This is a genomic window from Streptomyces palmae (genome assembly GCF_004684805.1).
Taxonomy (GTDB): Bacteria; Actinomycetota; Actinomycetes; order Streptomycetales; family Streptomycetaceae; genus Streptomyces; species Streptomyces palmae.
Genome location: NZ_SRID01000039.1, coordinates 1 through 23425, shown reverse-complemented (window position 1 = coordinate 23425; position 23425 = coordinate 1). Strand labels below are relative to the sequence as shown.

The 23425-nt window shown below is 71.7% G+C and carries 20 protein-coding genes and 1 tRNA gene; 11 read left to right on the top strand and 10 right to left on the bottom strand.

Annotated elements, in window-relative coordinates; genetic code table 11:
* Positions 1–88: 88 nt before the first annotated feature.
* Positions 89–1432 (bottom strand): histidine kinase, encoded by a 1344-nt coding sequence (locus E4099_RS06955; RefSeq protein WP_135338059.1) that lies wholly within the window; start codon positions 1430–1432, stop codon positions 89–91.
* A 166-nt stretch (positions 1433–1598) separates the two neighbouring features.
* On the opposite strand from E4099_RS06955, the gene E4099_RS06950 reads away from it, so the two are divergent.
* From E4099_RS06950 to pth, 5 genes are all read left to right on the top strand, one after another.
* Positions 1599–1671, top strand: a tRNA-Gln gene (locus E4099_RS06950).
* A gap of 185 nt (positions 1672–1856) precedes the next feature.
* Positions 1857–3350 carry a bifunctional UDP-N-acetylglucosamine diphosphorylase/glucosamine-1-phosphate N-acetyltransferase GlmU gene (gene glmU, locus E4099_RS06945; RefSeq protein ID WP_135338058.1) on the top strand — a complete coding sequence of 498 codons (1494 nt, stop codon included), beginning with the start codon at positions 1857–1859 and terminating at the stop codon, positions 3348–3350.
* A gap of 82 nt (positions 3351–3432) precedes the next feature.
* Positions 3433–4404: a ribose-phosphate diphosphokinase gene (locus E4099_RS06940; RefSeq protein WP_135338057.1), complete on the top strand. Its 972-nt coding sequence runs from the start codon at positions 3433–3435 to the stop codon at positions 4402–4404.
* Positions 4405–4700: 296 nt separating this feature from the next.
* Positions 4701–5288 (top strand): 50S ribosomal protein L25/general stress protein Ctc, encoded by a 588-nt coding sequence (locus tag E4099_RS06935; protein WP_135338056.1) that lies wholly within the window; start codon positions 4701–4703, stop codon positions 5286–5288.
* Positions 5289–5455: 167 nt separating this feature from the next.
* Positions 5456–6046, top strand: a complete 591-nt coding sequence (pth, locus tag E4099_RS06930; RefSeq protein ID WP_135338055.1) for an aminoacyl-tRNA hydrolase — start codon at positions 5456–5458, stop codon at positions 6044–6046.
* A 269-nt stretch (positions 6047–6315) separates the two neighbouring features.
* Here the strand turns inward: pth and E4099_RS06925 are convergent, their stop codons facing one another.
* The gene (locus E4099_RS06925) at positions 6316–6669 is read right to left on the bottom strand and encodes a beta/gamma crystallin domain-containing protein (protein WP_135338054.1); all 354 of its coding nucleotides are present in this window, start codon (positions 6667–6669) and stop codon (positions 6316–6318) included.
* Positions 6670–7178: 509 nt separating this feature from the next.
* On the opposite strand from E4099_RS06925, the gene E4099_RS06920 reads away from it, so the two are divergent.
* A complete protein-coding gene (locus tag E4099_RS06920) occupies positions 7179–7655 on the top strand; it encodes a hypothetical protein (RefSeq protein ID WP_135338053.1) in 477 nt (158 codons plus the stop codon).
* A gap of 111 nt (positions 7656–7766) precedes the next feature.
* Here the strand turns inward: E4099_RS06920 and ppc are convergent, their stop codons facing one another.
* Complete coding sequence (ppc, locus tag E4099_RS06915) at positions 7767–10487, bottom strand: phosphoenolpyruvate carboxylase (protein WP_135338052.1); 2721 nt, start codon at positions 10485–10487, stop codon at positions 7767–7769.
* 218 nt (positions 10488–10705) lie between these two features.
* Between ppc and E4099_RS06910 the strand changes: the two genes are divergently transcribed.
* Positions 10706–11683, top strand: a complete 978-nt coding sequence (locus E4099_RS06910) for an acyl-CoA desaturase (RefSeq protein WP_135338051.1) — start codon at positions 10706–10708, stop codon at positions 11681–11683.
* 23 nt (positions 11684–11706) lie between these two features.
* Positions 11707–12408, top strand: coding sequence for a TetR/AcrR family transcriptional regulator (locus tag E4099_RS06905; protein WP_135338050.1), 702 nt, complete (start codon positions 11707–11709; stop codon positions 12406–12408).
* Between the two features lie 111 nt (positions 12409–12519).
* On the opposite strand, the gene E4099_RS06900 is transcribed toward E4099_RS06905, so the two are convergent.
* Positions 12520–13341, bottom strand: coding sequence for a trans-aconitate 2-methyltransferase (locus E4099_RS06900; protein ID WP_135338049.1), 822 nt, complete (start codon positions 13339–13341; stop codon positions 12520–12522).
* A gap of 131 nt (positions 13342–13472) precedes the next feature.
* On the opposite strand from E4099_RS06900, the gene E4099_RS06895 reads away from it, so the two are divergent.
* Positions 13473–13970 (top strand): MarR family winged helix-turn-helix transcriptional regulator, encoded by a 498-nt coding sequence (locus E4099_RS06895; protein WP_135338048.1) that lies wholly within the window; start codon positions 13473–13475, stop codon positions 13968–13970.
* On the opposite strand, the gene E4099_RS06890 is transcribed toward E4099_RS06895, so the two are convergent.
* The 4 genes from E4099_RS06890 to galT form a co-directional block, all read right to left on the bottom strand.
* On the bottom strand, positions 13929–14930 hold the full coding sequence (locus E4099_RS06890; RefSeq protein ID WP_135338047.1) for a response regulator transcription factor: 1002 nt from the start codon (positions 14928–14930) through the stop codon (positions 13929–13931). The genes E4099_RS06895 and E4099_RS06890 overlap by 42 nt on opposite strands.
* 398 nt (positions 14931–15328) lie before the next feature.
* Positions 15329–16528, bottom strand: a complete 1200-nt coding sequence (gene galK / locus E4099_RS06885) for a galactokinase (RefSeq protein WP_135338046.1) — start codon at positions 16526–16528, stop codon at positions 15329–15331.
* A 106-nt stretch (positions 16529–16634) separates the two neighbouring features.
* A complete protein-coding gene (gene galE / locus E4099_RS06880; protein WP_245244645.1) occupies positions 16635–17648 on the bottom strand; it encodes a UDP-glucose 4-epimerase GalE in 1014 nt (337 codons plus the stop codon).
* Positions 17645–18688, bottom strand: a complete 1044-nt coding sequence (gene galT, locus E4099_RS06875) for a galactose-1-phosphate uridylyltransferase (protein WP_135338045.1) — start codon at positions 18686–18688, stop codon at positions 17645–17647. The genes galE and galT overlap by 4 nt, the downstream gene beginning before the upstream one ends.
* Before the next feature lie 147 nt (positions 18689–18835).
* Here galT and E4099_RS06870 point away from each other — a divergent pair, with 147 nt between their 5' ends.
* Positions 18836–20506 (top strand): sodium:solute symporter family protein, encoded by a 1671-nt coding sequence (locus E4099_RS06870; RefSeq protein ID WP_135338066.1) that lies wholly within the window; start codon positions 18836–18838, stop codon positions 20504–20506.
* A gap of 52 nt (positions 20507–20558) precedes the next feature.
* Complete coding sequence (locus E4099_RS06865; RefSeq protein ID WP_135338044.1) at positions 20559–20852, top strand: hypothetical protein; 294 nt, start codon at positions 20559–20561, stop codon at positions 20850–20852.
* 45 nt (positions 20853–20897) lie between these two features.
* Here the strand turns inward: E4099_RS06865 and E4099_RS06860 are convergent, their stop codons facing one another.
* Both E4099_RS06860 and E4099_RS06855 read right to left on the bottom strand, forming a co-directional pair.
* Complete coding sequence (locus E4099_RS06860) at positions 20898–21593, bottom strand: response regulator transcription factor (RefSeq protein WP_135338043.1); 696 nt, start codon at positions 21591–21593, stop codon at positions 20898–20900.
* Between the two features lie 94 nt (positions 21594–21687).
* A partial coding sequence (locus E4099_RS06855) for a hypothetical protein (protein ID WP_245244644.1) occupies positions 21688–23425 on the bottom strand: 1738 nt, incomplete at its 5' end.

The following is a 23425-nucleotide window of genomic DNA, read 5'->3' as shown; positions in this document are numbered from 1 at the left end:
CCTCACGCCGACCCGGACAGTTCGCTTCCGACGGACCCGGCGGCGCAGACCGCCGGGGTACGGATCGCGGCCTGGGTTCGAGGCGGGCTCAGCCGGAGGTCACCGGCGCCGGGGTGCGGTCGGGGATCACCGCGGAGACGCGAAAGCCGCCGGCGTCCGTGGGACCGGAGACGAATCCGCCGCCCAGGGTCGCCACCCGCTCCTTCATGCCGATCAACCCGTTGCCCCCGCTGGGCAGCCCGGCGTCGGCCACCGCGCGGTCCGAGGGGCCGTTCTCCACCAGCACGGCCACCTCGGCGGTGCGGCGGGCCAGCCGCACCCGGGCCTTGGCGCCCGGGGCGTGCTTGTGCACATTGGTGAGCGCCTCCTGCACCACCCGGTAGGCGGTCTGCTCGACCCGCGGCGGGTAGCTGCGCTCGTCGCCCTCGATCGACAGTTCCACCGCCATCCCGGCGGTGCGGGACTGCCCGACCAGGGCCTCCAGCTCGTCCAGGCAGGGTCCGCCGGCCGCCTCGTCGGCGGCGGCGGAGGCGGCCGCGGCCACCGCGGCCAGCGGGGCCGACTCCCGGGAGTGGCCGTCGCGGGACGCCCCGCCCGCGGCGTCCTCGGAGCGCAGCACCCCCAGCATGGTGCGCAGCTCGGTGAGCGCCTGGCGGCCCATGTCGCCGACGATCGCGGCGTTCTTCGACGCCTTCTCCGGGTCCTTCAGCGCCACCGCCTGGAGCGCGGCGGCGTGCACCACCATCAGGCTCACCCGGTGTGCGACCACGTCGTGCATCTCCCGGGCTATCCGGGTGCGCTCCTCGTTGCGGGCCCACTCGGCGCGCTCCTCGGCCCGTTCGGCGAGCAGGGACAGCTCGCGCTCCAGGCCGTCCGCGCGCTCCCGCAGGCTCTCCACCAGGCGCCGCCGGGCACCGGCGTACAGGCCGAGCAGCACCGGCGGGGCGGTCATGCCCACCGCCATCAGCACCGAGACCAGCGGAGCCACCCACAGCGGGGGGTTCCAGCCGTCCTGCTCCATGTCCCGGTGGAAGCTGACCATGGTGATGATCAGGGTGGCCGTCACGGACATCCCGGACAGCACGGCGGTGATCCGGCGCGGCACGTCGGAGGCGGCCAGGGTGTAGAGGCCGACCACGGCCAGAATGAAGCCCACCTCGGCCGGGGTGACGGCGATGGAGATCAGCACCACCGCGATCGGCCAGCGCCGGCGCAGGATCAGGGTGAGCCCCACGAGGAGCCCGAAGACCACCCCGAGGGCGACCGGCAGCCGCGCCTCGTGGGCGAAGGAGACCCCTTCCAGTCCGCACTCGATCGCCGAGGCCCCGGCCAGGGCGGCGTCGAGGACCATGCTGCGCCGCCGGGTCCACCACCACGGACCAGGGGGCGCGCCGGGCGCGCCCCTTTCGACGGCTTCCCCCGTTTCGTTCATACGCACCAGCCTACGGGCGGTCGCCACCCGATTTCGCGGGCGCGTGGAGGCGCCGGGCGGCGGGGGCGGCGATGGATACCGTCGCGGGGAAGGGCCCTGGTACGGCATAGTGGTGGGCGCCGCGACGGCAACCCGCCGGGTCGTCGGGCGCGGTGGGTGTTTCCATTCCCCTGTGGTGTAATCAGGCAGCACGACAGGTTTTGGTCCTGTTTGTCAAGGTTCGAATCCTTGCAGGGGAGCTGTACCCACGATTCACGGGCCGCCGCCCGCCGCGGCGGCGCCGGCTCGGCGCCGCGGGAGGCCGCGACCGCCCCCGCCGCACGTCATCGGGTCCTGACCGCCAGGTCGGGACCCGCGCTCGTTTCCGGCCTGCAACGCCCCGGTATCCTGCGGGTGTCCACCCCCGAAGCCGAAGGGCACACCCGTGAGCGCCAACCTTCCCCCAGTTCTCGGCTCCGCTCGAACGGGGGAGACCCCGCTGGCGGCCGTGGTCGTCCTCGCCGCGGGTGAGGGCACCCGCATGAAGTCGGCGACCCCCAAGGTGCTGCACTCGCTCTGCGGGCGCTCCCTGGTCGGCCATGTGGTCGCCGCCGCGCGCACCCTCTCCCCGGAGCACCTGGTGGTGGTCGTGGGCCACGCCCGCGAGCAGGTCACCGCCCATCTCGCGGAGGTGGACGCCGAGGTGCGCACCGCCGTGCAGGAGCAGCAGAACGGCACCGGGCACGCGGTCCGGATGGGCCTGGAGGAGCTGGCCGGCAGCGGAGTGGTCCTGTCCGGCACGGTGCTCGTGGTCTGCGGTGACACCCCGCTGCTGACCGGCGGGACGCTGGCGGCGCTGGCGCACACCCACCACACCGACGGCAACGCGGTGACCGTGCTCACCGCCGAGGTGCCGGACGCCACCGGCTACGGCCGGATCGTGCGGGGCGCGGACGGCGCGGTGACCGCGATCGTGGAGCACAAGGACGCCACCGACGCCCAGCGGGCGATCCGGGAGATCAACTCCGGGGTGTTCGCCTTCGACGCCCAGCTGCTCACCGACGCGCTGGGCAAGGTGCGTACCGACAACAGCCAGGGTGAGGAGTATCTCACCGACGTGCTGGGCATCCTGCGCGAGGCCGGGCACCGGGTGGGCGCCGCGGTGGCCGCCGACCACCAGGAGATCGTCGGGATCAACAACCGGGTGCAGCTGGCCGAGGCGCGCCGGCTGCTCAACGACCGGCTGCTGCGCGAGGCCATGCTGGCCGGGGTGACCGTGGTGGACCCGGCCACCACCTGGGTGGACGTGACCGTCGCCTTCGAGCCGGACGCGCTGCTGCACCCCGGCACCCAACTGCTGGGGCAGACCCGGGTGGCCGCGGGCGCCGAGGTGGGCCCGCACTCCCGGCTGACCGACACCGAGGTCGGCGCGGGGGCCTCGGTGAGCTTCACGGTGGCGGACCGCGCGGTCATCGGCGAGGGCGCCACCGTGGGCCCGTACGCCTATCTGCGCCCCGGCACCCGGCTGGGCCGGAAGGCCAAGGCCGGCACCTATGTGGAGATGAAGAACGCCGAGATCGGCGAGGGCACCAAGGTGCCGCACCTGTCGTACGTGGGCGACGCGACGATCGGCGAGTACACCAACATCGGTGCCGCCAGCGTCTTCGTGAACTACGACGGCGAGTCCAAGCACCACACCACGGTTGGCTCGCACTGCAAGACCGGTTCGGACAACATGTTTGTGGCTCCTGTCACGATCGGGGACGGTGCCTACACCGCCGCCGGCTCGGTCATCACCAAGGACGTACCCCCCGGTTCGCTCGCTGTCGCCCGAGGCCAGCAGCGGAATATCGAGGGCTGGGTGGACCGCAAGCGCCCCGGCAGCGCCGCGGCGCAGGCCGCCCAGGCTGCCCGTCAGAGCGACGGCGGCGAGCAGTGACGTGCGCGGGTGCGCCGTGCGGGGCGTACCGTAAAGAAGCGCATCAAATAGCACATGAAGTGACATCCAAGGAGACTGTGCTGTGACCGGGATCAAGACGACCGGCGAGAAGAAGCTGATGCTCTTCTCCGGCCGCGCCCACCCCGAGCTGGCCGAGGAGGTCGCCCAAGAGCTGGGCGTCAGCTTGGTCCCGAGCAAGGCTTTCGACTTCGCCAACGGCGAGATCTACGTGCGCTTCGAGGAGTCGGCGCGCGGCGCCGACTGCTTCGTGATCCAGAGCCACACCAACCCGATCAACCAGTGGATCATGGAGCAGCTGATCATGATCGACGCCCTGAAGCGGGCGTCGGCGCGCAGCATCACCGTGATCGTCCCCTTCTACGGCTACGCCCGCCAGGACAAGAAGCACCGCGGCCGCGAGCCGATCTCGGCGCGTCTGATCGCCGACCTGCTGAAGACCGCGGGCGCCGACCGCATCCTCACGGTCGACCTGCACACCGACCAGATCCAGGGCTTCTTCGACGGCCCGGTGGACCACCTGTTCGCGCTGCCGATCCTCGCGGACTACGTGGGCGCCAAGGTGGACCGCTCCAAGCTGACCATCGTCTCCCCGGACGCGGGCCGGGTGCGGGTCGCCGACCGCTGGTGCGACCGGCTGGGCGCCCCGCTGGCGATCGTGCACAAGCGCCGCGACCCGAACGTGGCCAACCAGGTCACCGTGCACGAGGTGGTCGGCGACGTGAAGGGCCGGATCTGCGTCCTGGTCGACGACATGATCGACACCGGTGGCACCATCTGCGCCGCCGCGGACGCGCTGTTCGCCAACGGCGCCGAGGACGTCATCGTGACCGCCACCCACGGTGTGCTGTCCGGTCCCGCGGCCGACCGCCTGAAGAACTCCAAGGTCAGCGAGTTCGTGCTCACCAACACGCTGCCCACGCCCAACGAGATCGACCTGGACAAGGTGACCGTGCTGTCGATGGCGCCGACCATCGCCCGCGCGGTGCGCGAGGTCTTCCGGGACGGCTCGGTGACGAGCCTGTTCGAAGCGTAGGCAGGCCCGATGTCCGGCTTAACGAGCACATCACACGAGGTACGCGGTTGAGGCCGCCCCGGAGACGGGGCGGCCTCAACCGTGTCCGGGCCGGGGCCGCCCCAGCCGGGTCCGGGTCGGACGGGGAGGCCGGCGGCGCGGGGCGCCGTGCGGTATCGGCTAGGATGGGTGAGTTGCTCGGCGAGGGAGGCTGTGTCCACCACAGCTCATCCGTTATCGACGCGCTCTTCGTAGCAGGTCTGTCGTGGGCCGGGTGACGTCCACCAGATCGGTTACCGACTACGAGGAGTGCTCTCATGGCCGAGGTCAAGATCTCCGCTCAGCCCCGCACCGAGTTCGGCAAGGGTGCCGCCCGTCGCGCCCGCCGTGCCGGCAACGTTCCCGCCGTCGTCTACGGCCACGGCACCGCCCCGGTCCACGTCGACCTGCCGGGCCACGCCCTGATGCTGGCGCTGAAGACCCCGAACGTGCTCATCGGCCTCCAGCTCGAGGGCAAGGACGAGCTGGTCATCCCCAAGGCCGTGCAGCGTGACCCGCTGAAGGGCTTCATCGAGCACGTCGACCTGCTGCTGGTCAAGCGCGGCGAGAAGGTCACCGTCGAGGTGCCGGTGCAGACCGAGGGCGAGCTGGCCCCGGGCGGCAACCTGCTGGAGCACGTGCTGAACGCGCTGCCGGTCGAGGCCGAGGCCACCCACATCCCCGAGGCCGTCACCGTCTCCGTCGCGGGCCTGGACGCCGGCCACTCCGTGCTGGCCAAGGACATCCAGCTGCCGAACGGCGTCTCGCTGGCCGTCGAGGAGGACGCCGTGGTGCTCCAGGTCGTCGCCGCGCAGGCCGAGGCTCCGGCCGAGGAGGGCGCCGAGGCCGAGGGCGCCGAGGCCTGATTTCCCGGCACAGCCGGTTTTCGCGCACCGCCCCGCTCCGCTGGAGCGGGGCGGTCGTGTATGTCTGTAGCAGCGGCGCCGCCCGCGGCGCGGTCGGGCCCGCGGTGGCGCCCCGCGCGGCACTCCGGTGGCGGAGGCCGCGGTGATGACGGAGGAGATTGGGGACGATGAGCGACGTGGACAGCCCCTGGCTGATCGTAGGGCTGGGCAATCCGGGTCCGGAGTACGCCGCCAACCGCCACAACGTGGGCTTCATGGTGGCCGACCTGCTGGCGGACCGGATGGGGGGCCGGTTCAAGTCGCACAAGGCGCGGGCCCAGGTGGTCGAGGGGCGGATCGGCGCACCCGGCCCCACCGGGCGGCGGGTGGTGGTGGCCAAGCCGATGACCTTCATGAACCTGTCCGGTGGGCCGACCACCGCGCTGCGGGACTTCTACAAGGTGCCGGTGGAGCGCGTGGTCGTGATCCACGACGAGCTGGACATCGACTACGGGGCGCTGCGGCTGAAGCTGGGCGGCGGGGACAACGGCCACAACGGGCTGAAGTCGATCACCAAGTCCTTCGGCCCGGACTACCACCGGGTGCGGTTCGGCATCGGCCGGCCGCCGGGCCGGATGGAGGTGGCGGCGTTCGTGCTGAAGGACTTCTCCGGCACCGAGCGCAAGGAGCTGGACTACTTCGTGGACCGGGCGGCGGACGCGGTGGAGGCCCTGATCCTGGAGGGCCTGGAGCGGGCCCAGAGCACCTACAACAGCTGAGCCCGGCCGAACCCCGACCGCACCCGGCTCGGCCCGGCCGAACCCGGCCGGGCCCGGAGCGGTGCGGCCGGCTCCGAACGGGGCCGGGCCGGGCAAGGGAAAACGCCGGCCGCGCCCGGTGGGGCGTGGCCGGCATCGGTGAGCCGGGTACGAACGCATTCACGCTGCGGGAAATCCGCGTTCCAACCGGGAAGCGGCGGAATTCAGGCGGAATTCAGGAATGACCCGTCAGCGATGGCGCCACCCCGGGCGACCCGCGTGTCGCACCGTCACAGGATTTCGATGTCCTTGACCTTCGGCGGATGGTTCGGGAAGGTGATGTCGGTCCACCGGTTGATCCTCACCGAATCGCCGTTGGCGTCGTAGTAGATCAGGTCGTTGTTCCCGGTGGAGATCCTGTCGACCCACCACCCGCCGAAGGAGGTCCTCCCGCGGTTCGCGTAGCAGTCCACGCTCTGCTGCCCGTTCATATGCGACCAGATCTTCAGGAAGTCCTCCCCACCGCGGCATTCGACGTGGTCGATGGCGTACGCGTTGCCGGCCGGCATGAGCATGCTGAACGCACCGGCCGCGGCGAGCGCCACCGCCGCGGAACGCGCGGCCTTCTTCGCCTTCGAGATCACAGGCCCTCCCTGCTTCGGATGCCGCGCCGGAGCGTGGTTCACGACCGCCGCGCGCGACCATCATGTCGTCTTATCTGGCGCTGACGACGATCCTGCACGACGGCCGCACAAGGCAATCTTCTTTATCTGGCGGGGCCGGAAATACGCCCCCGATTGTCCAGATCGAATGCGCATGGAAAAAGTCGACTCGTTTTCCACCGGGGCTGCAGTAAAAGAAAAGCGCCATCGGGTAAAACCCGGACTCGGCCCCATTCGCGCAAACTCGACGGCACCGCGGTCGGCGGCCTTTCCGGATCCGCCGACCGGACGGGACACGCGTCAGCGGCGGCCTCACCCCGGCGTCGGCACGGACCAGCGAAAACCAGGGCACAGGCCCGAACACCGACATGGCACACAGGCATCCGCGAACCGTACGCCGAGGTTGACCCGTCGCCGCCGCATGGCAAAGGATCGCGGCCATGTCTTCAAGCGGTGGCACCCTCGGGATCAGACGGAGTCGTGTTCGACGGATGGGCGAAAGCGCCGTCGGCCTGCTTCTGGTGGCCCGTCAGGCACTGCTGGGACTGGTGACGCTGCTCATCCTGGTCGCCGGGGTGTGGGCCTCCTGGGGGACCGCGCAGCACACCCTGCTGACCAAGGGCAAGGAGCAGGGCACCCTGCGGGTCTCCTCCTGCGGCGACGACTGGTGCACCGGTACGTTCGCCCCCACCGCGGACGACGCGCGGCCGCGGTCCGGCATGCGGGTCGACGAGGCGGTCGCGGACGGGCCGGGCGACCGGCTGCCGGTGGTGGTGAAGCCGGGGACGCACCAGGTGATCAGGGTCGACGGGGCCGGAGTGCTGCACGCCTGGGTGCCGTTCGGCGGTTCGCTGCTGCTGGCCGCGGTGGTGGTGGCGGGCGGACTGGGCCTGCGGCGCACCGGCTGGGCGATGGGGGCGGGTGGACTCGTGCTGCTCGGGGCCTCGTTCGCCACCCTGACCTTCTGACCCGTCCCCCCGACCGCCGCCGCGTACCCGAGGACGGGGAAGGGCCCGAGCCGGTGCGCCGACTCCGAAGAGGCGGCGCACCGGCCGGGCTCGTTCACGCCGGCGGACGGGTCATCCGGTGTTGCGCAGTCCCGCGGCCACTCCGTTGACGGTGAGCAGCAGCGCCCGGTCGAGCAGCGGGTCGGGCTCCTCGCCGCGCTCCCGGGAGCTCCGCTGCCGGGCCAGCAGCGCGACCTGGAGGTAGGAGATCGGGTCCAGATAGGCGTCCCGCACGTGGAACGTCTGCTTCAGCACCGGGTTGGAGTCCAGCAGTTCGGCCTCCCCGGTGATCCGCAGGACCTCGCGCACGGTGAGCTCGTACTCCTCCCGGATGGTGTCGAAGACATGCCGCAGGTGCTCCGGCACCAGGGACTCCACATAGTGGCGGGCGATCCGCAGGTCCGTCTTGGCCAGCGTCATCTCGACGTTGGAGAGGAAGTTGCGGAAGAAGTGCCAACGCTGGTGCATCTCGTCCAGCACCCCGTCGAGCCCGTCCTCGCGCGCCGCCCGGAGCCCCGAGCCGACCCCGAACCAGCCCGGCACGATCTGCCGGGACTGGGTCCAGCCGAACACCCACGGGATGGCCCGCAGCCCGTCCAGGCCCGCCCCGGAGTCGGGGCGCCGGGAGGGCCGGGAGCCCAGGTGCAGCTCGGCGAGCTGGTCGACCGGTGTGGAGGCGAAGAAGTAGGCGGGCAGGTCCGGGTCCTCCACCAGCCGCCGGTAGGCCTGGTGCGCGGCGTGCGAGACGGTCTCCATGGCCGCGTCCCAGCGGGCCAGCGCCTCGCCCGACTGGCGCGGTGAGATGTGCAGCGCGGACGCCTGGAGGGTGGCGGCCACCGTGAGTTCCAGGTTCTCCCTGGCCAGAGCGGGGATCAGGTACTTGTCGGAGATGACCTCGCCCTGCTCGGTCACCTTGATCTCGCCCTCAAGGGTGCCCCAGGGCTGGGCGAGGATGGCGTCGTGGGTGGGGCCGCCGCCCCGGCCCACGGTGCCGCCGCGGCCGTGGAAGAGCCGCAGCCGCACCCCGTGCCGGTGGGCCACGTCGCGCAGCAGCCGCTGGGCGCGGTGGATCTCCCACTGGCTGGTGGTGATGCCGCCGAACTTCGAGGAGTCGCTGTAGCCGAGCATGACCTCCTGGACGTCGCCGCGCAGCGCGACCAACCGCCGGTAGGAGGGGTCGGAGAGCATCTCGTCCAGCAGCCGGTCGGCGATCTTGAGCTCGTCGGTGGTCTCCAGCAGCGGGACGATGCCGATCCTGGCCCAGCCGGCGTGCAGGTCGAGCAGGCCCGCCTCGCGGGCCAGCACGGCGACGGCGAACACGTCGTCGGAGCCCTGGCACATGGAGATGATGTACGACTCGACGACCTCCGGGCCGAACCGGTCGAATGCCTCCCGGATGGTGTGGAAGACGCCCAGCGTCCTGGCCCCGGCGGCGTCCAGCGGGGCGGGTGAGGGGGCCAGCGGGCGGCGTGAGCGCAGCTCCTTGGCGAGCAGCTTGCGGCGGTAGTCGCGCGGCATGTCGGCGTACCGCCAGGACTCCTCGCCGAGCCGGTCGAAGAGCTGGCCGAGCGCGTGGTGGTGGGCGTCGGCGTGCTCCCGGACGTCCATGGTGGCCAGTTGGAGGCCGAAGGCGGCCAGGGTGCGGATGGTGCGCTCCATCCGGCCGTCGGCGATCAGTTCGCCGCGGTGGGCGCGGAGGGATTCCTGGATGAGGGTGAGGTCGGTCAGCAGCTGTGCGGTGCCGCGGTAGTCGCGGCCGGGCTGGTGGGGGGTGCCGGAGGCCAGCCGTTCGCGGGTGTTGACCAGCTTCTGCCGTACGCAGGTGGCCTTGAGGCGGTACGGCTCCTCGGCGTTGAGCCGCTTGTAGCGGGGGCTGATCTCGGGCAGCAGCTCCAGGTCGGCGGCGAGCGAGTCCAGCAGCTCCCGGGTGGCGCCGCTGTTGCGGATGGAGTTGGAGAGCGCGGCCCGCAGCTCGTCGACGAGCGCCAGTGCGTCGGCGATGCCGTGTTCGTGCTGGAGGGTGAGCACCTCCCAGGTCACCTCGGGGGTGACATTGGGGTTGCCGTCGCGGTCGCCGCCGATCCAGGTGCCGAAGGTGAGCGGGCGGGTGCCGGCGGGCAGCGGGGTGCCGACCCGCTCCAGCTCGGCGGCCAGGTCCTCCAGTACGTCGCCGACCGCGTCGGTGTGCAGCTCGTCCAGGTAGTAGATGGCGTTGCGGGCCTCGTCGGCGGGCTCCGGCCGGGCCACCCGCAGCTCGTCGGTCTGCCAGAGCAGGTCGATGTTCTCGGCCAGCCGCAGGCCGGTGCGCCGCGGATCGGCGCCGGCGGCGAGCGAGTCCAGCAGGGCGGCGATGCTGCGCAGCTTGTTGAGCACGCTGCGCCGGGCGGCCTCGGTGGGGTGGGCGGTGAAGACCGGACGGACGTTCAGGTGGTGGACGGTGTCCCGCACCTGGGCCGGGTCGGCGTCCTTGAGCTGGTCGGCGGTGCGGGCCAGCAACCCGCCCTCGGCGGCGCGGCGGGCGCTCAGTTCCCGGCTGCGGTGCACCTGCTCGGTGACGTTGGCCAGGTGGAAGTAGGTGGAGAAGGCCCGTACGAGCTTGGCGGCGGTGTGCGGATCGGTGGCGCCCAGCAGTTCGGCGGCGGCCTCACCATCCGTACGGGTGAGAGCGCGTACGCGTTCGACGAGCTCGAGGAGCTCGGGTCCTTCCTGCCGGACGAGGGTTTCGCCGAGGAGCTCGCCCAGTCGGCGGATATCGGCGCGCAGGGCGGCATTGGTGTTGTCGGCACTGCTCACAGGTACGGCTCCTTGCAGTGGAACTGTCGTGGACCCGGGGACACCCCGTGTACCCCGGCACCTCGGGCGGGATGCGGACCACGCTGTCCGACGGCCTCCAGGATAGGCGGCGGGGGCGCGCCAGGTGTCAGCCCTCTTGCCCGGCTTCGGGGCCCTGCCATACTTACGATCCCGTAGGTTACGGATTCGTAGCCTCCCCCGAGCCCCCGAGGGATCCCATGACTGCAAGCCCCGAAGTCGTCGAGGACGCGCCGAAGACATCGACCCCACCACTCCCCTCCGCCACCCTCGGCAAGGACAGCAAGGGGTCCGTGGAGCAGATCACGCTGCTGCTCTTCATCGTCGTCCCGTTCCTGGCCCTGCTCGCGGCGATCCCGCTGGCCTGGGGCTGGGGGGTGAGCTGGCTGGACCTCGGGCTGATGGTGGCCATGTACTACATCGGCTGCCACGGCATCACCATCGGCTTCCACCGCTACTTCACGCACGGCGCGTTCAAGGCGAAGCGGCCGCTGCGGATCGCGCTGGCGATCGCCGGCTCACTGGCCGTCGAGGGGCCGCTGGTGCGCTGGGTGGCCGACCACCGCAAGCACCACAAGTTCTCCGACGCGGAGGGCGACCCGCACTCGCCCTGGCGCTACGGCGAGACCGTGCCGGCGCTGCTGAAGGGCCTGTGGTGGGCCCACATCGGATGGATGTTCGATGAGGAGCAGACCCCGCAGCACAAGTACGCGCCGGACCTGATCAAGGACGCCACGATCCGCAAGATCTCGCGGCAGTACGTCTTCTGGACGGTGGTCTCGCTGGCCATTCCGCCGGTGATCGGGGGCCTGGTGACCTGGTCCTGGCAGGGCGCGGTGACCGCCTTCTTCTGGGGATCACTCGTACGGGTGGCGCTGCTGCACCATGTGACCTGGTCCATCAATTCCATCTGCCACGCGGTGGGCAAGCGCCCCTTCAAGTCCCGCGACCGCTCGGGCAACGTCTGGTGGCTGGCGGTGCTCTCCTGCGGCGAGTCCTGGCACAACCTCCACCACGCCGACCCGACCTCCGCCCGGCACGGGGTGCTCCGCGGGCAGCTGGACTCCAGCGCCCGGATCATCCGCTGGTGCGAGCAGGCCGGCTGGGCCTGGGACGTGCGCTGGCCGGACCGGAACCGCATCGCGTCCCGCCGCAAGGCGGACGTCACCGGGGCGTGACCTCGGCAGTCGCCAAGGAAGGCATGATTGACCACGTGGCGATCGACAACGGACGAAAAAGCAGCAGCACAGACCGCGACCGGTCCTCGAGTTCCGGGGGCCGCCGCGCCCGCCGGGTGCGGATGACCGGCAAGGAACGCCGGGAGCAGCTGCTGGACGTCGGTCGCACACTCTTCGCCGAGCGGGGGTTCGAGGGCACCTCGGTGGAGGAGATCGCGGCCAAGGCGGGCGTCTCCAAGCCGGTGGTGTACGAGCACTTCGGCGGCAAGGAGGGGCTGTACGCGGTGGTGGTCGACCGCGAGATGCGGCAGCTCCTCGACATGGTGACCGGCGCGCTCACCGCGGGCCACCCGCGGGAGCTGCTGGAGCAGGCGGCCTTCGCCCTGCTGGACTACATCGACGAGTACACCGACGGCTTCCGCATCCTGGTGCGGGACTCCCCGGTGGCCCAGTCCACCGGCACCTTCGCCTCGCTGATCAGCGATATCGCCACCCAGGTGGAGGACATCCTGGGCCTGGAGTTCAAGGCCCGCGGCTTCGACGCCAAGCTGGCCCCCCTCTACGCGCAGGCGCTGGTGGGCATGGTGGCGCTGACCGGCCAGTGGTGGCTGGACGTGCGCAAGCCCAAGAAGGCCGAGGTGGCCGCGCACCTGGTGAACCTGGCCTGGCACGGCCTGGACGGCCTGGAGCCCAAGCCCCGGCTGGTCGGCCACCGCAAGTCCTGACGAGCGGCTCGGCCCATCTCGGGGGCGGCCTTGTTCCGCGGCCCGGTACGCCGACGGGCACCGGGGGCCGGAGCGGGGGCGCCGGAACCGCCGCCGGGCCCCCGCCGCGGGTCAGCCGTCGGTCCTGCGGGCCACCGCGAAGATCCGCCGGAACGGGAAGGGGGTCCCGTACGGGCCGGCGGGGTACGCCTTGCGGAGCAGGTCCCGGTACTCGGCCAGGAACTCCTCACGCGCCGGAGGGTCGTCCGCCAGGGCGGTGAGGACGGGGCGCAGGGCGGTGCCCTTGACCCAGTCGAGCACCGGATCCGGGCCCGGCAGCAGCTGCACGTAGGTGGTCTCCCAGGCGTCCACCTCGCAGTCCAGCACCGCCAGCCGCTCCAGGTAGCCCACCGGATCGAGGACGTGCACGAAGTCGCGCCCCTGGCCGCCGAGCCGCTCGCGCCACCGCGGGGCGTCGCAGAGCTCACCGAGCAGGGCGTGGCTGGGCGAGGTGAAGTTCCCGGGCACCTGGAAGGCGAGGACGCCGCCGGGGGTCAGCGCGTCCACCCAGGCGGGGAACGAGTCGGCGTGCCCGGGCACCCACTGGAGCGCCGCGTTGGAGACGATCAGGTCGTAGTGCCGGTCGGGGGCCCAGTGGGCGGCGTCGGCGGCACGGAAGTCCAGCCGGCCGCCGCCCGCGGTGGGACCGGCGTACCGCTGGGCCTCGGCGAGCATCTCGGGCGAGTTGTCCAGGCCGGTGATCAGCGCGTCCGGCCAGCGGTCGGCGAGCAGGGCGGTGACATTGCCCGGGCCGCAGCCCAGGTCCGCGATCCGGGCGGGGCGGCCCTCGGCGGGCAGCCGCGGTATTCGGGCGAGCAGGTCGAGGAAGGGGCGGGTGCGGTGGCCCGCGTGCCGGAGGTACTGCTGTGGATCCCAGCGAGGTGTGATGCGCATGGTGGTCGTCCTCGGGAGGGTACGAATGGTACGCGTGGAGCGTGGTGCCTCACGCTCCCTGCCCATCGACTCCCAGAATATCTCTTGATGTCAAGAGACTTCACGTCGACAGACCTATTACACTGATCCGTATGGAGGACGAGGTCGATCGACTGGTCGCAGCGTGGCGCCGAGAGCGCCCCGACCTCGACGTGGAACCGCTGGAAGTGCTCAGCAGGGTCAGCAGGCTGGCCCGCCACCTGGACCGGGCCCGACGGCTGGCGTTCGCCGAGCACCAGCTGGAGCCGTGGGAGTTCGACGTCCTGACCTCGCTGCGGCGCACCGGCGCCCCGTATCAGCTCTCCCCCGGGCAGTTGCTCACCCAGACGCTGGTCACCTCGGGCACCATGACCAACCGCATCGACCGGCTGGCCAAGAAGGGCCTGGTGGAACGGCTGCCGGACCCCAGCGACCGGCGCGGCGTACTGGTGCGGCTCACCCCGGAGGGCCGGGACCGCGCGGACCAGGCGCTGGCCGGGCTGCTCGCCCAGGAGCGGGCGATCCTCGGGGAACTGACCGGCGCTCAGCGCGGGGAACTCGCCGCCCTGCTACGCCGGTTGACCGCCCCGTTCGACAACACCCCTGGCTAGCCCGCCCCCGCCGTCAGGGGAAGCGCCCCGTACGCCTCGCGCGCCCCGCACGCCTCGCACGCCCCGTTCTTCGGGTGACCCGCCGGCGTCCTCTGCGGAGGCTCCCCCGGACTCCGCCCGAGAGGGCCCCCACTGCGCCCCCAACTCCGCCGGGCCGACTCCGGCGCGGCGGGCCAGGGCGACGGCGGCCAGGGTGGAGTGCACCCCGAGCTTGCCCAGCACGTTCTGCATATGCGTACGGACGGTGTGCGGGGAGAGGAAGAGGCGCTCGGCGACCGCCTTGCGCCCCAGGCCGGCCACCATGCAGCGCAGCACCTCCCGCTCGCGCGGGGTCAGCGACTCCACCAGCCGCTCGCTCTCCGAGCGGTGCTTGCGGGCCGCGGTGAGCTCCCGCAGCACCCCGGTGAGCAGTGCGGGCGGCAGATGCGTCTCGTCCCGCAGCACCCCCCGGATGACGGTGAGCAGCCGGGACAGCGAGGAGTCCTTGGCCACCCAGCCGCAGGCGCCGGCCTGGAGCGCGGCGGCGGCCCGGCGCGGGTCGTCACGCTCGGCCAACACCACCGTGCGGGCCGCCGGATGGGCCGTACGCACCGCGCTGACCAGCGAGAGCCCATCGGTGACCGGCCGGGCCTCGCCCCCCGGCGCGGGTCCGGGCGCGGCACCTAAGAAAGGCCCGGACGAACCGGATGAACCGGGCGGCCCAGTCGGCCCGGGCGGCCGGGGCACCGCGGTGGCGGGCTCCATGCCGGGCGGTCCGAGGGACACGGCCCCCAGATCGGCGTCCACCAGGGTCACATCGAAGCGCCGCCCCTCGGCCGCGCCCCGGTCCAGACAGCGCAGCGCGGCAGGACCGCTGCCCGCCGCCGCCACCTCCACGTCCTGCTCGGCCGCCAGCGCGGCGGCAAGCGATTCGGCGAAAATACGGTGATCGTCGACCACCAGAACCCGGATCCGTGCCACAGCCACCCCCCACGTCGCCGGGTGCGGTGAAGACTGTTGGTCTCGCCCCTGATGAGCGTCGGCCCCCAGCGAGTTCCGCTCAGCGTAGGGCTGGGTGCCCACAGTGGAAGCAAAACCGTGAAAGTGTCCACCTCACCCGTTCACGGTGCGTTCAGTGTTCCTCACAGCGACGGAAGTCAATCAAGTTTGACGAGATCCGATCGCGAAACTTGCCCGAGAGAAGCAGTTCGTAAGCATGCCGTGACCTCTGGGGCAAGGGTGGGCCAGCAGCAGGGCAGTCGGCAAGGGCTCGGTGCGCCATGCGGGGCGCCACACCGGGCTGACCGGATCCAGCCACTGTTCCGGCTCCCGCCGAGGGTGCGATACGCATGCCGAGCCACCGCACCGGGCTGCCCGGATCAGGCCACTCGTCGGGCTCCCGCCGAGGGCAGTGCGGGGAAGATCCGCGGTCGGTGGTGGCCTGCCGCGGCGAACGCCTCCCGTACCGCCTCCGCCGCGGCGTCCGCCCGCCCCTCGGGCACCAGCACGATGGCCGAGCCGCCGAAGCCGGCGCCGGTCATCCGGGCCCCCAGCGCCCCGGCGTCGAGCGCGGTCTCCACCACCAGGTCCAGTTCGGGGCAGGAGACCTCGAAGTCATCGCGGCAGGAGGCGTGCCCGGCCGTGAGGATCGGCCCGATCTCCTCGACCGCTCCGGCGGCCAGCCGTGCCACGGCCTCCTCGACCCGCCGGTTCTCGGTCACCACATGCCGGACCCGCCGCGCCACCACGGGCTCACCGGCCAGTCGGGCCAGGGCCGATTTCAGTTGCACGAACGGCACATCGCGCAGCGCCCGTACGCCGAGCGCCCGCGCGCCTGCCTCGCAGGCGGCGCGCCGCTGGGCGTACGCGCCATCCGCCAGTTCATGGCGGACGCGGGTGTCCACCACCAGCAGCCGCAGCCCTCGGGCCGCCGGGTCGAACGGCACCTGGCGCCCCCCGTCGCCCCCTTCAGGGCCCCGCGGGCTCAGGGCGCGGGTGTCCAGGAAGAGGGCGTGGCCGGCGGTGCAGCAGGCGGAGGCGGTCTGGTCCATGATCCCGCAGGGCACGCCCACGAACCGGTTCTCCGCCCGCTGGCAGAGCCGGGCCACCCGCCGGGCGTCGAGCCCCAGCCCGTACAGCTCGTTCAGCGCGGTGGCGGTGGCCACCTCCAGGGCCGCCGAGGAGGAGAGCCCCGCCCCGGTCGGCACCGTGCTGTCGATGTGCAGATCGGCGCCCGCCACCGGCAGCCCGGCCTCCCGCAGCGCCCAGACCACGCCCGCCGGATACCCGGCCCAGCCCAGCCGGTCGGCCGGGTCGAGTGCGGCGACCGGCAGCTCCACCGGGTCGCCGGGTACGTCCCCCGAGTGCAGCCGCAGCACCCCGTCCGCGCGCCGGGCGGCGGCGGCCAGGGTGGTGTGCGGCAGCGCCAGCGGCATCACGAAGCCGTCGTTGTAGTCGGTGTGCTCGCCGATCAGGTTGATCCGGCCGGGCGCCGCCCACACCCCCTCCGGGGCGGCCCCGAAGAGCTCCCGGAAGGCGGCGGCGGTGCGCTGCGGGCCGTGCGCGGCGGTTGCGGTCACCGGCCGTCCCTTCACTGGCTCTCCTCACTCGATGGGCCTTCGGTGCCGGTTCGCCTGGCGGGCCGTCAGGCGTGGGGGCGTGCCCGACGGCACTCCCCCACGGGCCTCACTCCGCCTCGCGGCCGCGGGCGAACTCCCAGGCGTCGGCGACGATTCCGGCCAGGTCGGCGCGGCTGGGCCGCCAGCCGAGGCGCTCCTGGGCGAGGGCGGCGGAGGCCACCAGCACGGCCGGGTCGCCACCGCGCCGGGCCGCCGCCACCTCGGGGATCGGGTGCCCGGTGACCTTGCGCACCGTCTCGATGACCTCGCGGACCGAGAAGCCGTTGCCGTTGCCCAGGTTGCAGATCAGATGCTCGCCGGCGCGCGCGGCGGCCAGCGCCAGCAGATGCGCCTCGGCGAGGTCGGCGACATGGATGTAGTCCCGCACGCAGGTGCCGTCCGGGGTCGGGTAGTCGTCGCCGAAGACGGAGATCGCCTCCCGGCGGCCCTGGGCGACCTGGAGGATCAGCGGGATCAGGTGGGTCTCGGGCTCGTGCCGCTCGCCGTAGCCGGTGCCGTCGGCGGCCCGGTGGGCACCGGCCACGTTGAAGTAGCGCAGCGACACGGCGGCCAGGCCGTGGGCGGCGCACTCACCGCTGATCATGTGGTCGACGGCGAGCTTGGAGGCGCCGTACGGGTTGGTCGGCGCGGTCGCCGCGTCCTCGGTGATCGGGGTGGTGGCGGGCTCGCCGTAGGTGGCGGCGGTGGAGGAGAAGACCAGGGTGCGCACCCCGGCCTCCCGCATGGCGGCGAGCAGTGCGGTGGTGCCGCCGACGTTGTTGACCCAGTACTTCTCCGGGTTCACCACCGACTCCCCGACCTGGGAGAAGGCGGCGAAGTGCAGCACCCCGTCATAGGTGGGGTCGAGCCACCGGGCGGCGTCCTGGATCCGGCCCTCGATGAACTCGGCGCCCGCCGGGATGCCTGCCCGGTGCCCGGTGGAGAGGTCGTCGAGCACGGTGACCTGGTGGCCGGCCTCCAGCAGATGCGCGGCGACCACGCTGCCGACATAGCCCGCACCACCCGTGACCAGGTACTTCCGCGGGCCCTCGGGGGCGGTCGGGGACATCGCAGTGCTCATACGGTCGCTACCTCTCGCAGTCGCTCCGCCGCGGTCTCGGGCGGTACATCGTTGATGAACACACTCATGCCGGATTCGGAACCCGCGAGGAACTTCAGCTTTCCGGCAGTGCGTCGGATGGTGAAGAGCTCGAGGTGGAGCGCGAAGTCCTGGCGGTCGGGGTGGTGGAACGGCGCCTGGTGCCAGCCGGAGACATAGGGCGTCGGCGGCTGCCCGGGACCGAAGATCCGGTCGAACCGGCGCAGGAGTTCCAGGTAGCACCCCGGGAACGCGGCCCGCGCCGCCTCGTCCAGTGCCCGCAGGTCCGGCACCCGGCGCCGCGGGTAGAGGTGCACCTCGTACGGCCAGTGCGCGGCGTAGGGCACGAAGGCGATCCACTCCTCACCGGTCAGGACGATGCGTCGGCCGTCCGCCTCCTCCTCGGCCAGCATCTCGTCGAAGAGGTTGCCGCCGGTGCGCTCCCGGTGGCCGGCCACCGCGCGCAGCATCTGCCGGGTGCGCGGGGTGGCGAACGGATAGCCGTAGACCTGGCCGTGCGGGTGGCCGAGGGTGACCCCGATCTCGACGCCCCGGTTCTCGAAGCAGAACACCTGCTCCACCGAGGGGAATCGGGCCAGCTCGGCGGTGCGGTCGGTCCAGGCGGTGAGCACCAGGGAGGCGTGGTCCTCGGTCAGGTCGGCGAAGGACGCGGTGTGGTCGGGGGTGAAGCAGACCACCTCGCAGCGCCCCAGGTCGCCGGCGAGGGAGGGGAAGCGGTTCTCGAAGACGACGACGTCGTAGTCCGGCGCGGGGATCTCGGTGAGCCGCCCCTCCCGGGAGGGGCACAGCGGGCACTGGTCGGCGGGCGGGAGGTGGGTGCGGCCCTGCCGGTGCGAGGCGATGGCCACCCGGTCGTCGAGCAGCCGGTCGTGGCGGACCTCGACGGTGGTCGCGGTGGCTTCCAGCGGGCGCTGGTCCACGGCGTCGCGCGCCCCGCCGTCCCCGGCGTCGTAGTAGATCAGCTCACGTCCGTCCGCGAGCCGGATCGGCGTCTTCTTCACCGCGCAACTCCTCTGACCGGAGAACAGACCGCGATTCCCACCCGAGATTACAACGCATCCCAACAGACGTCTTCAGAAACTCCCATGACAGCTGTACGTTCCTGTGCGTTCCCGTTACGGCCGTCCGGTTCCGATGGGAGATTGACGATGCACTACGTGGCCGGAGAGCTGCGCCTCTCCACCAACGGGCTCGACTACACCGTCCTCGGCATCTACTTCGCCGTCGTCCTCGGCATCGGTTTCGCCGCCCGCGCGAGCGTGCGGACCAGCCTCGACTTCTTCCTGTCCGGGCGCTCGCTGCCCGCCTGGGTGACCGGCCTGGCCTTCGTGGCGGCCAATCTCGGCGCCCTGGAGATCCTGGGCATGGCCGCCAACGGCGCCCAGTACGGCGCGTACACCGTGCACTGGTACTGGGTCGGCGCCATCCCGGCCATGGTCTTCCTGGGCCTGGTGATGATGCCCTTCTACTACGGCTCCAAGGTGCGCTCGGTGCCCGAGTTCCTGCTGCACCGCTTCGGGCCGTCCTCGCACCTGCTGAGTTCGATCATCTTCTCGGTGGCCTCGATCCTGATCGCGGGCGTCAACCTGTACGCGATGGCGATCGTGCTGGAGGCGCTGGTCGGCTGGCCGCAGTGGCTGGCGATCGTGGTCGCCGGCTTCTTCGTGCTCGCCTACATCACGCTGGGCGGCCTGTCCTCCGCCATCTACAACGAGGTCCTGCAGTTCTTCGTCATCCTGGCCGCGATGATCCCGCTCACCGTGGTGGGCCTCAAGCGGGTCGGCGGCTGGGACGGGCTGACGGACAAGCTCACCGACACGCAGGGGCAGGACTTCACCTCCGCCTGGGGCGGCACCGGCATCGGCTCGGACAACCCGCTGGGCGCCAACTGGCTCACCCTCGTGCTGGGCCTCGGTTTCTGTCTGAGCTTCGGCTACTGGACGACCAACTTCGCCGAGGTGCAGCGGGCGCTGTCCGCCAAGAACCTCTCGGCCGCCCGCCGCACCCCGCTGATAGCCGCCTTCCCCAAGATCCTCATCCCGCTGATCGTGGTCGTCCCGGGACTCATAGCCCTGGTCATCGAGCCGAACCTGGGCAAGCCCGGCAGCGGCCTCCAGTACAACGACGCCATTCCGCTGCTCATGCGCGACCTGCTGCCCAACGGTGTCCTGGGCCTCGCCCTCACCGGGCTGCTGGCCGCCTTCATGGCCGGCATGGCCGCCAACGTCTCGTCCTTCAACACCGTCTTCACCAACGACGTCTGGGGCGCGTACGTGGTCCGGGGCAGGTCGGACCGCTACTACCTGACCACCGGGCGGGTGGTCACCGCGGTCGGCGTGCTCGGCGGCATGGGCACCGCGTTCATCGCCTCCAGCTTCAGCAACGTGATGAACTACCTGCAGACGCTGTTCTCGTTCTTCAACGTGCCGCTGTTCTGCGTCTTCATCATCGGGATGTTCTGGAAGCGGGCCACCCCCGCCGCCGGCTTCTGGGGGCTGCTCAGCGGCACCGTCGCCGCGATGGTCAACTACTTCTGGTTCTACAAGCAGCACCTCATCGACATCCCCAGCGACCAGGGCGCCAACTTCGTCTCCGCGATCGTGGCCTTCGTGGTCGGCGGTGCGGTGATGGTCGCGGTCTCGCTGTTCACCACGCCCAAGCCGGTCGACCAGCTGGCCGGCCTGGTGTACGGGACCACCTCACCGGGCATGGCCGAACCCCCGGCGGAGGGCGACGAGGCCTGGTACCGCAAACCCGCGGTGCTCGGCTGGGGAGCCGTCGTCCTGGCCGCGGCCTGCTATGTCCCCTTCTCCTTCTGAGCACCCACTTTCCCCGGGAATCCCTCCATCCGACGACCAGAGGTGACCGACCATGAGCGACCACGAGTACCAGCGGCAGGTCGAGGAGCTGGAGCGGGAATCGGCGACCGCGGCCCGGCTCTTCGACATACGACTCGTCATCGGCGGCCTGTTCGCGATATACGGCGTGATCATGACCATCGCCGGGATCGGCGCCTCCGACGCGGACCTGGAGAAGGCCCAGGACATCAACATCAACCTCTGGACGGGCATCGGCATGCTCGCCCTCGGCCTGTTCTTCCTGGCCTGGGTCCGCCTGCGCCCGGTGGTCCCCGCGCCCTCGACCGAGGAACGCTCCGGCGAGTAGGTCCTGTCCGGTACGGACCGGACGGCGCGACCCTCGGTCACCCGCTCAGGGCGCACCCCCGCCCGCCGCGGAGCCCGGGTACGCCGCCCGGTCCAGCACCCCGGTTCGCGCCGCCAGCGCCGCCGCCTCCAGCCGCGAGCCCACGCCCAGCTTCATCAGCACGCGCTGCACATGGGTACGGGCGGTGCTGGGCGCTATCCCCATCCCGGCCGCGATCAGCCGGGTGTCCTCGCCCTCCGCCACCCGCACCAGCACCTCCACCTCGCGCGGGGTGAGGATCCGCAGCAGCCGCGCCCCCTCGTCGTCCGGCTGGGCCGCCGGATTGAGCAGTTCCGCGAACGCCCCCTGGAGCAGTTGCGGCGCCACCGCGGCCTCGCCGGCCCGCGCCTTGACCATGGCGCGTTCCACACCGTCGATCCGCTCGTCGTGGCGCACATATCCGGACGCCCCGGCGGCGAACGCGGCGGCGATCCCGCGCGGGCTGGGTACCGGGCCCAGCACCACCACGGCCACCTGGGGCCGCTCCCGCTTGATCCGCCGCACCGGTTCGAACACGCCCGGCTCGGCCGGCGTGGAGGTGCCCAGCAGGCACACCTCCGGCGCCCGGCTCACCACCAGGTCGGCCGCGCCCGCGCTGGGCGCCGCCGCGGCGAGCACCCGGTGCCCTCGGAGCCTCAACGCCGAAGCCAGCGCTTCGGCAAGCAGCCGGTGGTCATCGACCACCATGAGTCGCACACCCATAAACCCCCCTCAACGGAACCTATATACGGCGACGGCCCCACCCGTACAGTCCGTACGGGCGGGGCCGTCGTGTTTCCGACGTCCCGGGCGGGGCTCAGCCGGCGCCGATGACCACGGCCACCGGCCGGTTCCGGTCGTAGTCGCTCAGCTTGTCGGCGTAGATGTCACCCAGGTACAGGTGGTCGTTCCGGTACACCACCCAGCTCCGGGAGGTCGAGTAGCGGCTGGTGCCCTCCGCGGTGTCCGCGCCGGTACGCATCAGCAGCGACTTCTTGTACGTGGTGGGGTCGATCCGCCAGACCGCCGGGCCCTGCAGGTAGTTGCCCGCCTGATAGGCGAGCAGGTAGCCGTCCTCGTCCAGGGCGAGCGGGGTGATCTGGGCACCCTTGACGCCGTCCGTCTTGCCGATCGACTGGCCGGTCTTCATGCTGATGGCCAGGATCTCGTTGCTGGCGCCGGACTCCGCGCTGGTCCGCTCCTTCGTCGACATGAACAGGGTGTCGGTCTGCCGGCTGACCACCACGTCGGTGCAGGGGGTGACGTCGGTGGCGTCGCAGTCGGTGCTGTACTTGTCCGCGGGCAGCGTGATCTTGGTCTTGATCTTGCCGGTCGCCGCCGAGTCGTCGATCAGCCACATGTCGCTGATGTCGGTGGAGTCACCGGCGGCCTCGAAGGCGACGATCAGCGGGTCGGCGGAGACGATGTGCGCGTACTCGATGCCCGGGGGCATCGGGAAGGTGGACTTGGGCTTGCCGGTGGTCGGATCCACCGTCAGGAGCTTGAGTGCCTGATCGCTGCCGTACCCGCCACACTTGGTGATGCCGACCAGCTTGTCGGCGCTGCCGAAGTAGCCGCGGTCCTCGCAGTCCGCGCCCTCGGCGGGCGCCCACAGCTGCTTGCCGTCCAGCGACCAGCCGGCACCGCCGTCCAGACCCCCGGCGGCCACGGTGCCGCCGCCGATGGTGACCTCCTCGAAGTCCACCGACGAGTCGCCCGAGCCGACGCTCTTGTGCCAGCGCAGCTTGCCCGCGTCGAGGTCGACCAGGCCGACCTCGGTGCAGTGGGCGTAGTCCTTCTTGTTCTTCGGCTTGTGGTCCTCGTAGACGACGGCCGTCAGGTTGTCGTCGGTGGTACTCCGCCAGCTCGCGCAGACCTCGCCGGAGAGCGGGATCTCCCAGGACTTGCCACCGCCGCCTGCCGGGTAGCCGACGATCCGGTAGTCCTCCACCTTGGCGTAGCCCTTGTCGGTCGCCCACAGACCGGACACCCCGATCAGATCCTTGACCTTGGGCATCGGCACCTGGTCGAGGATCTTGGCGTCGATGGTGGGCGGCGCCGGCTTCGGGTGGAACTTGCTCTTGGGGCCGCCGGTGCCACCGCTGTCGCCGCCGGTGGCGCCCTGCGAGGTCTGCTCCGGCTTCTTGGCCTCCTCGTCCTTGCCGTCGTCGCGGGTGAGGAAGAAGACACCGGCGCCGATGGCCAGGGCCACCGCGACCGCCGCGCTGACGATGACGGTCATGCGCTGCTTGGACTTGCCGCCGCCGCCCGGGGGTTGGGGCGGGGCCGGGTAGCCGCCGCCGTAACCGGGCTGCTGGCCGGTGCCGTAGGGCTGCGCGGGCATGCCGATCTGGGTCGGCTGGGCGTGCGTCGGCTGACCGGGGACCGGCTGCGCGGGCATGCCGATCTGCGTGGGCTGAGCATGCGTCGGCTGCGGCTGTGCGGGCCCCGGGTAGCCGTAACCGCCCGCGCCGATCGGCGGGGTCTGCGGCATACCGGGCGGGGGCGGCGGCACCGGAGCACCCGGCGGCGGGGTGTGCGGGACGCCGGGCGGC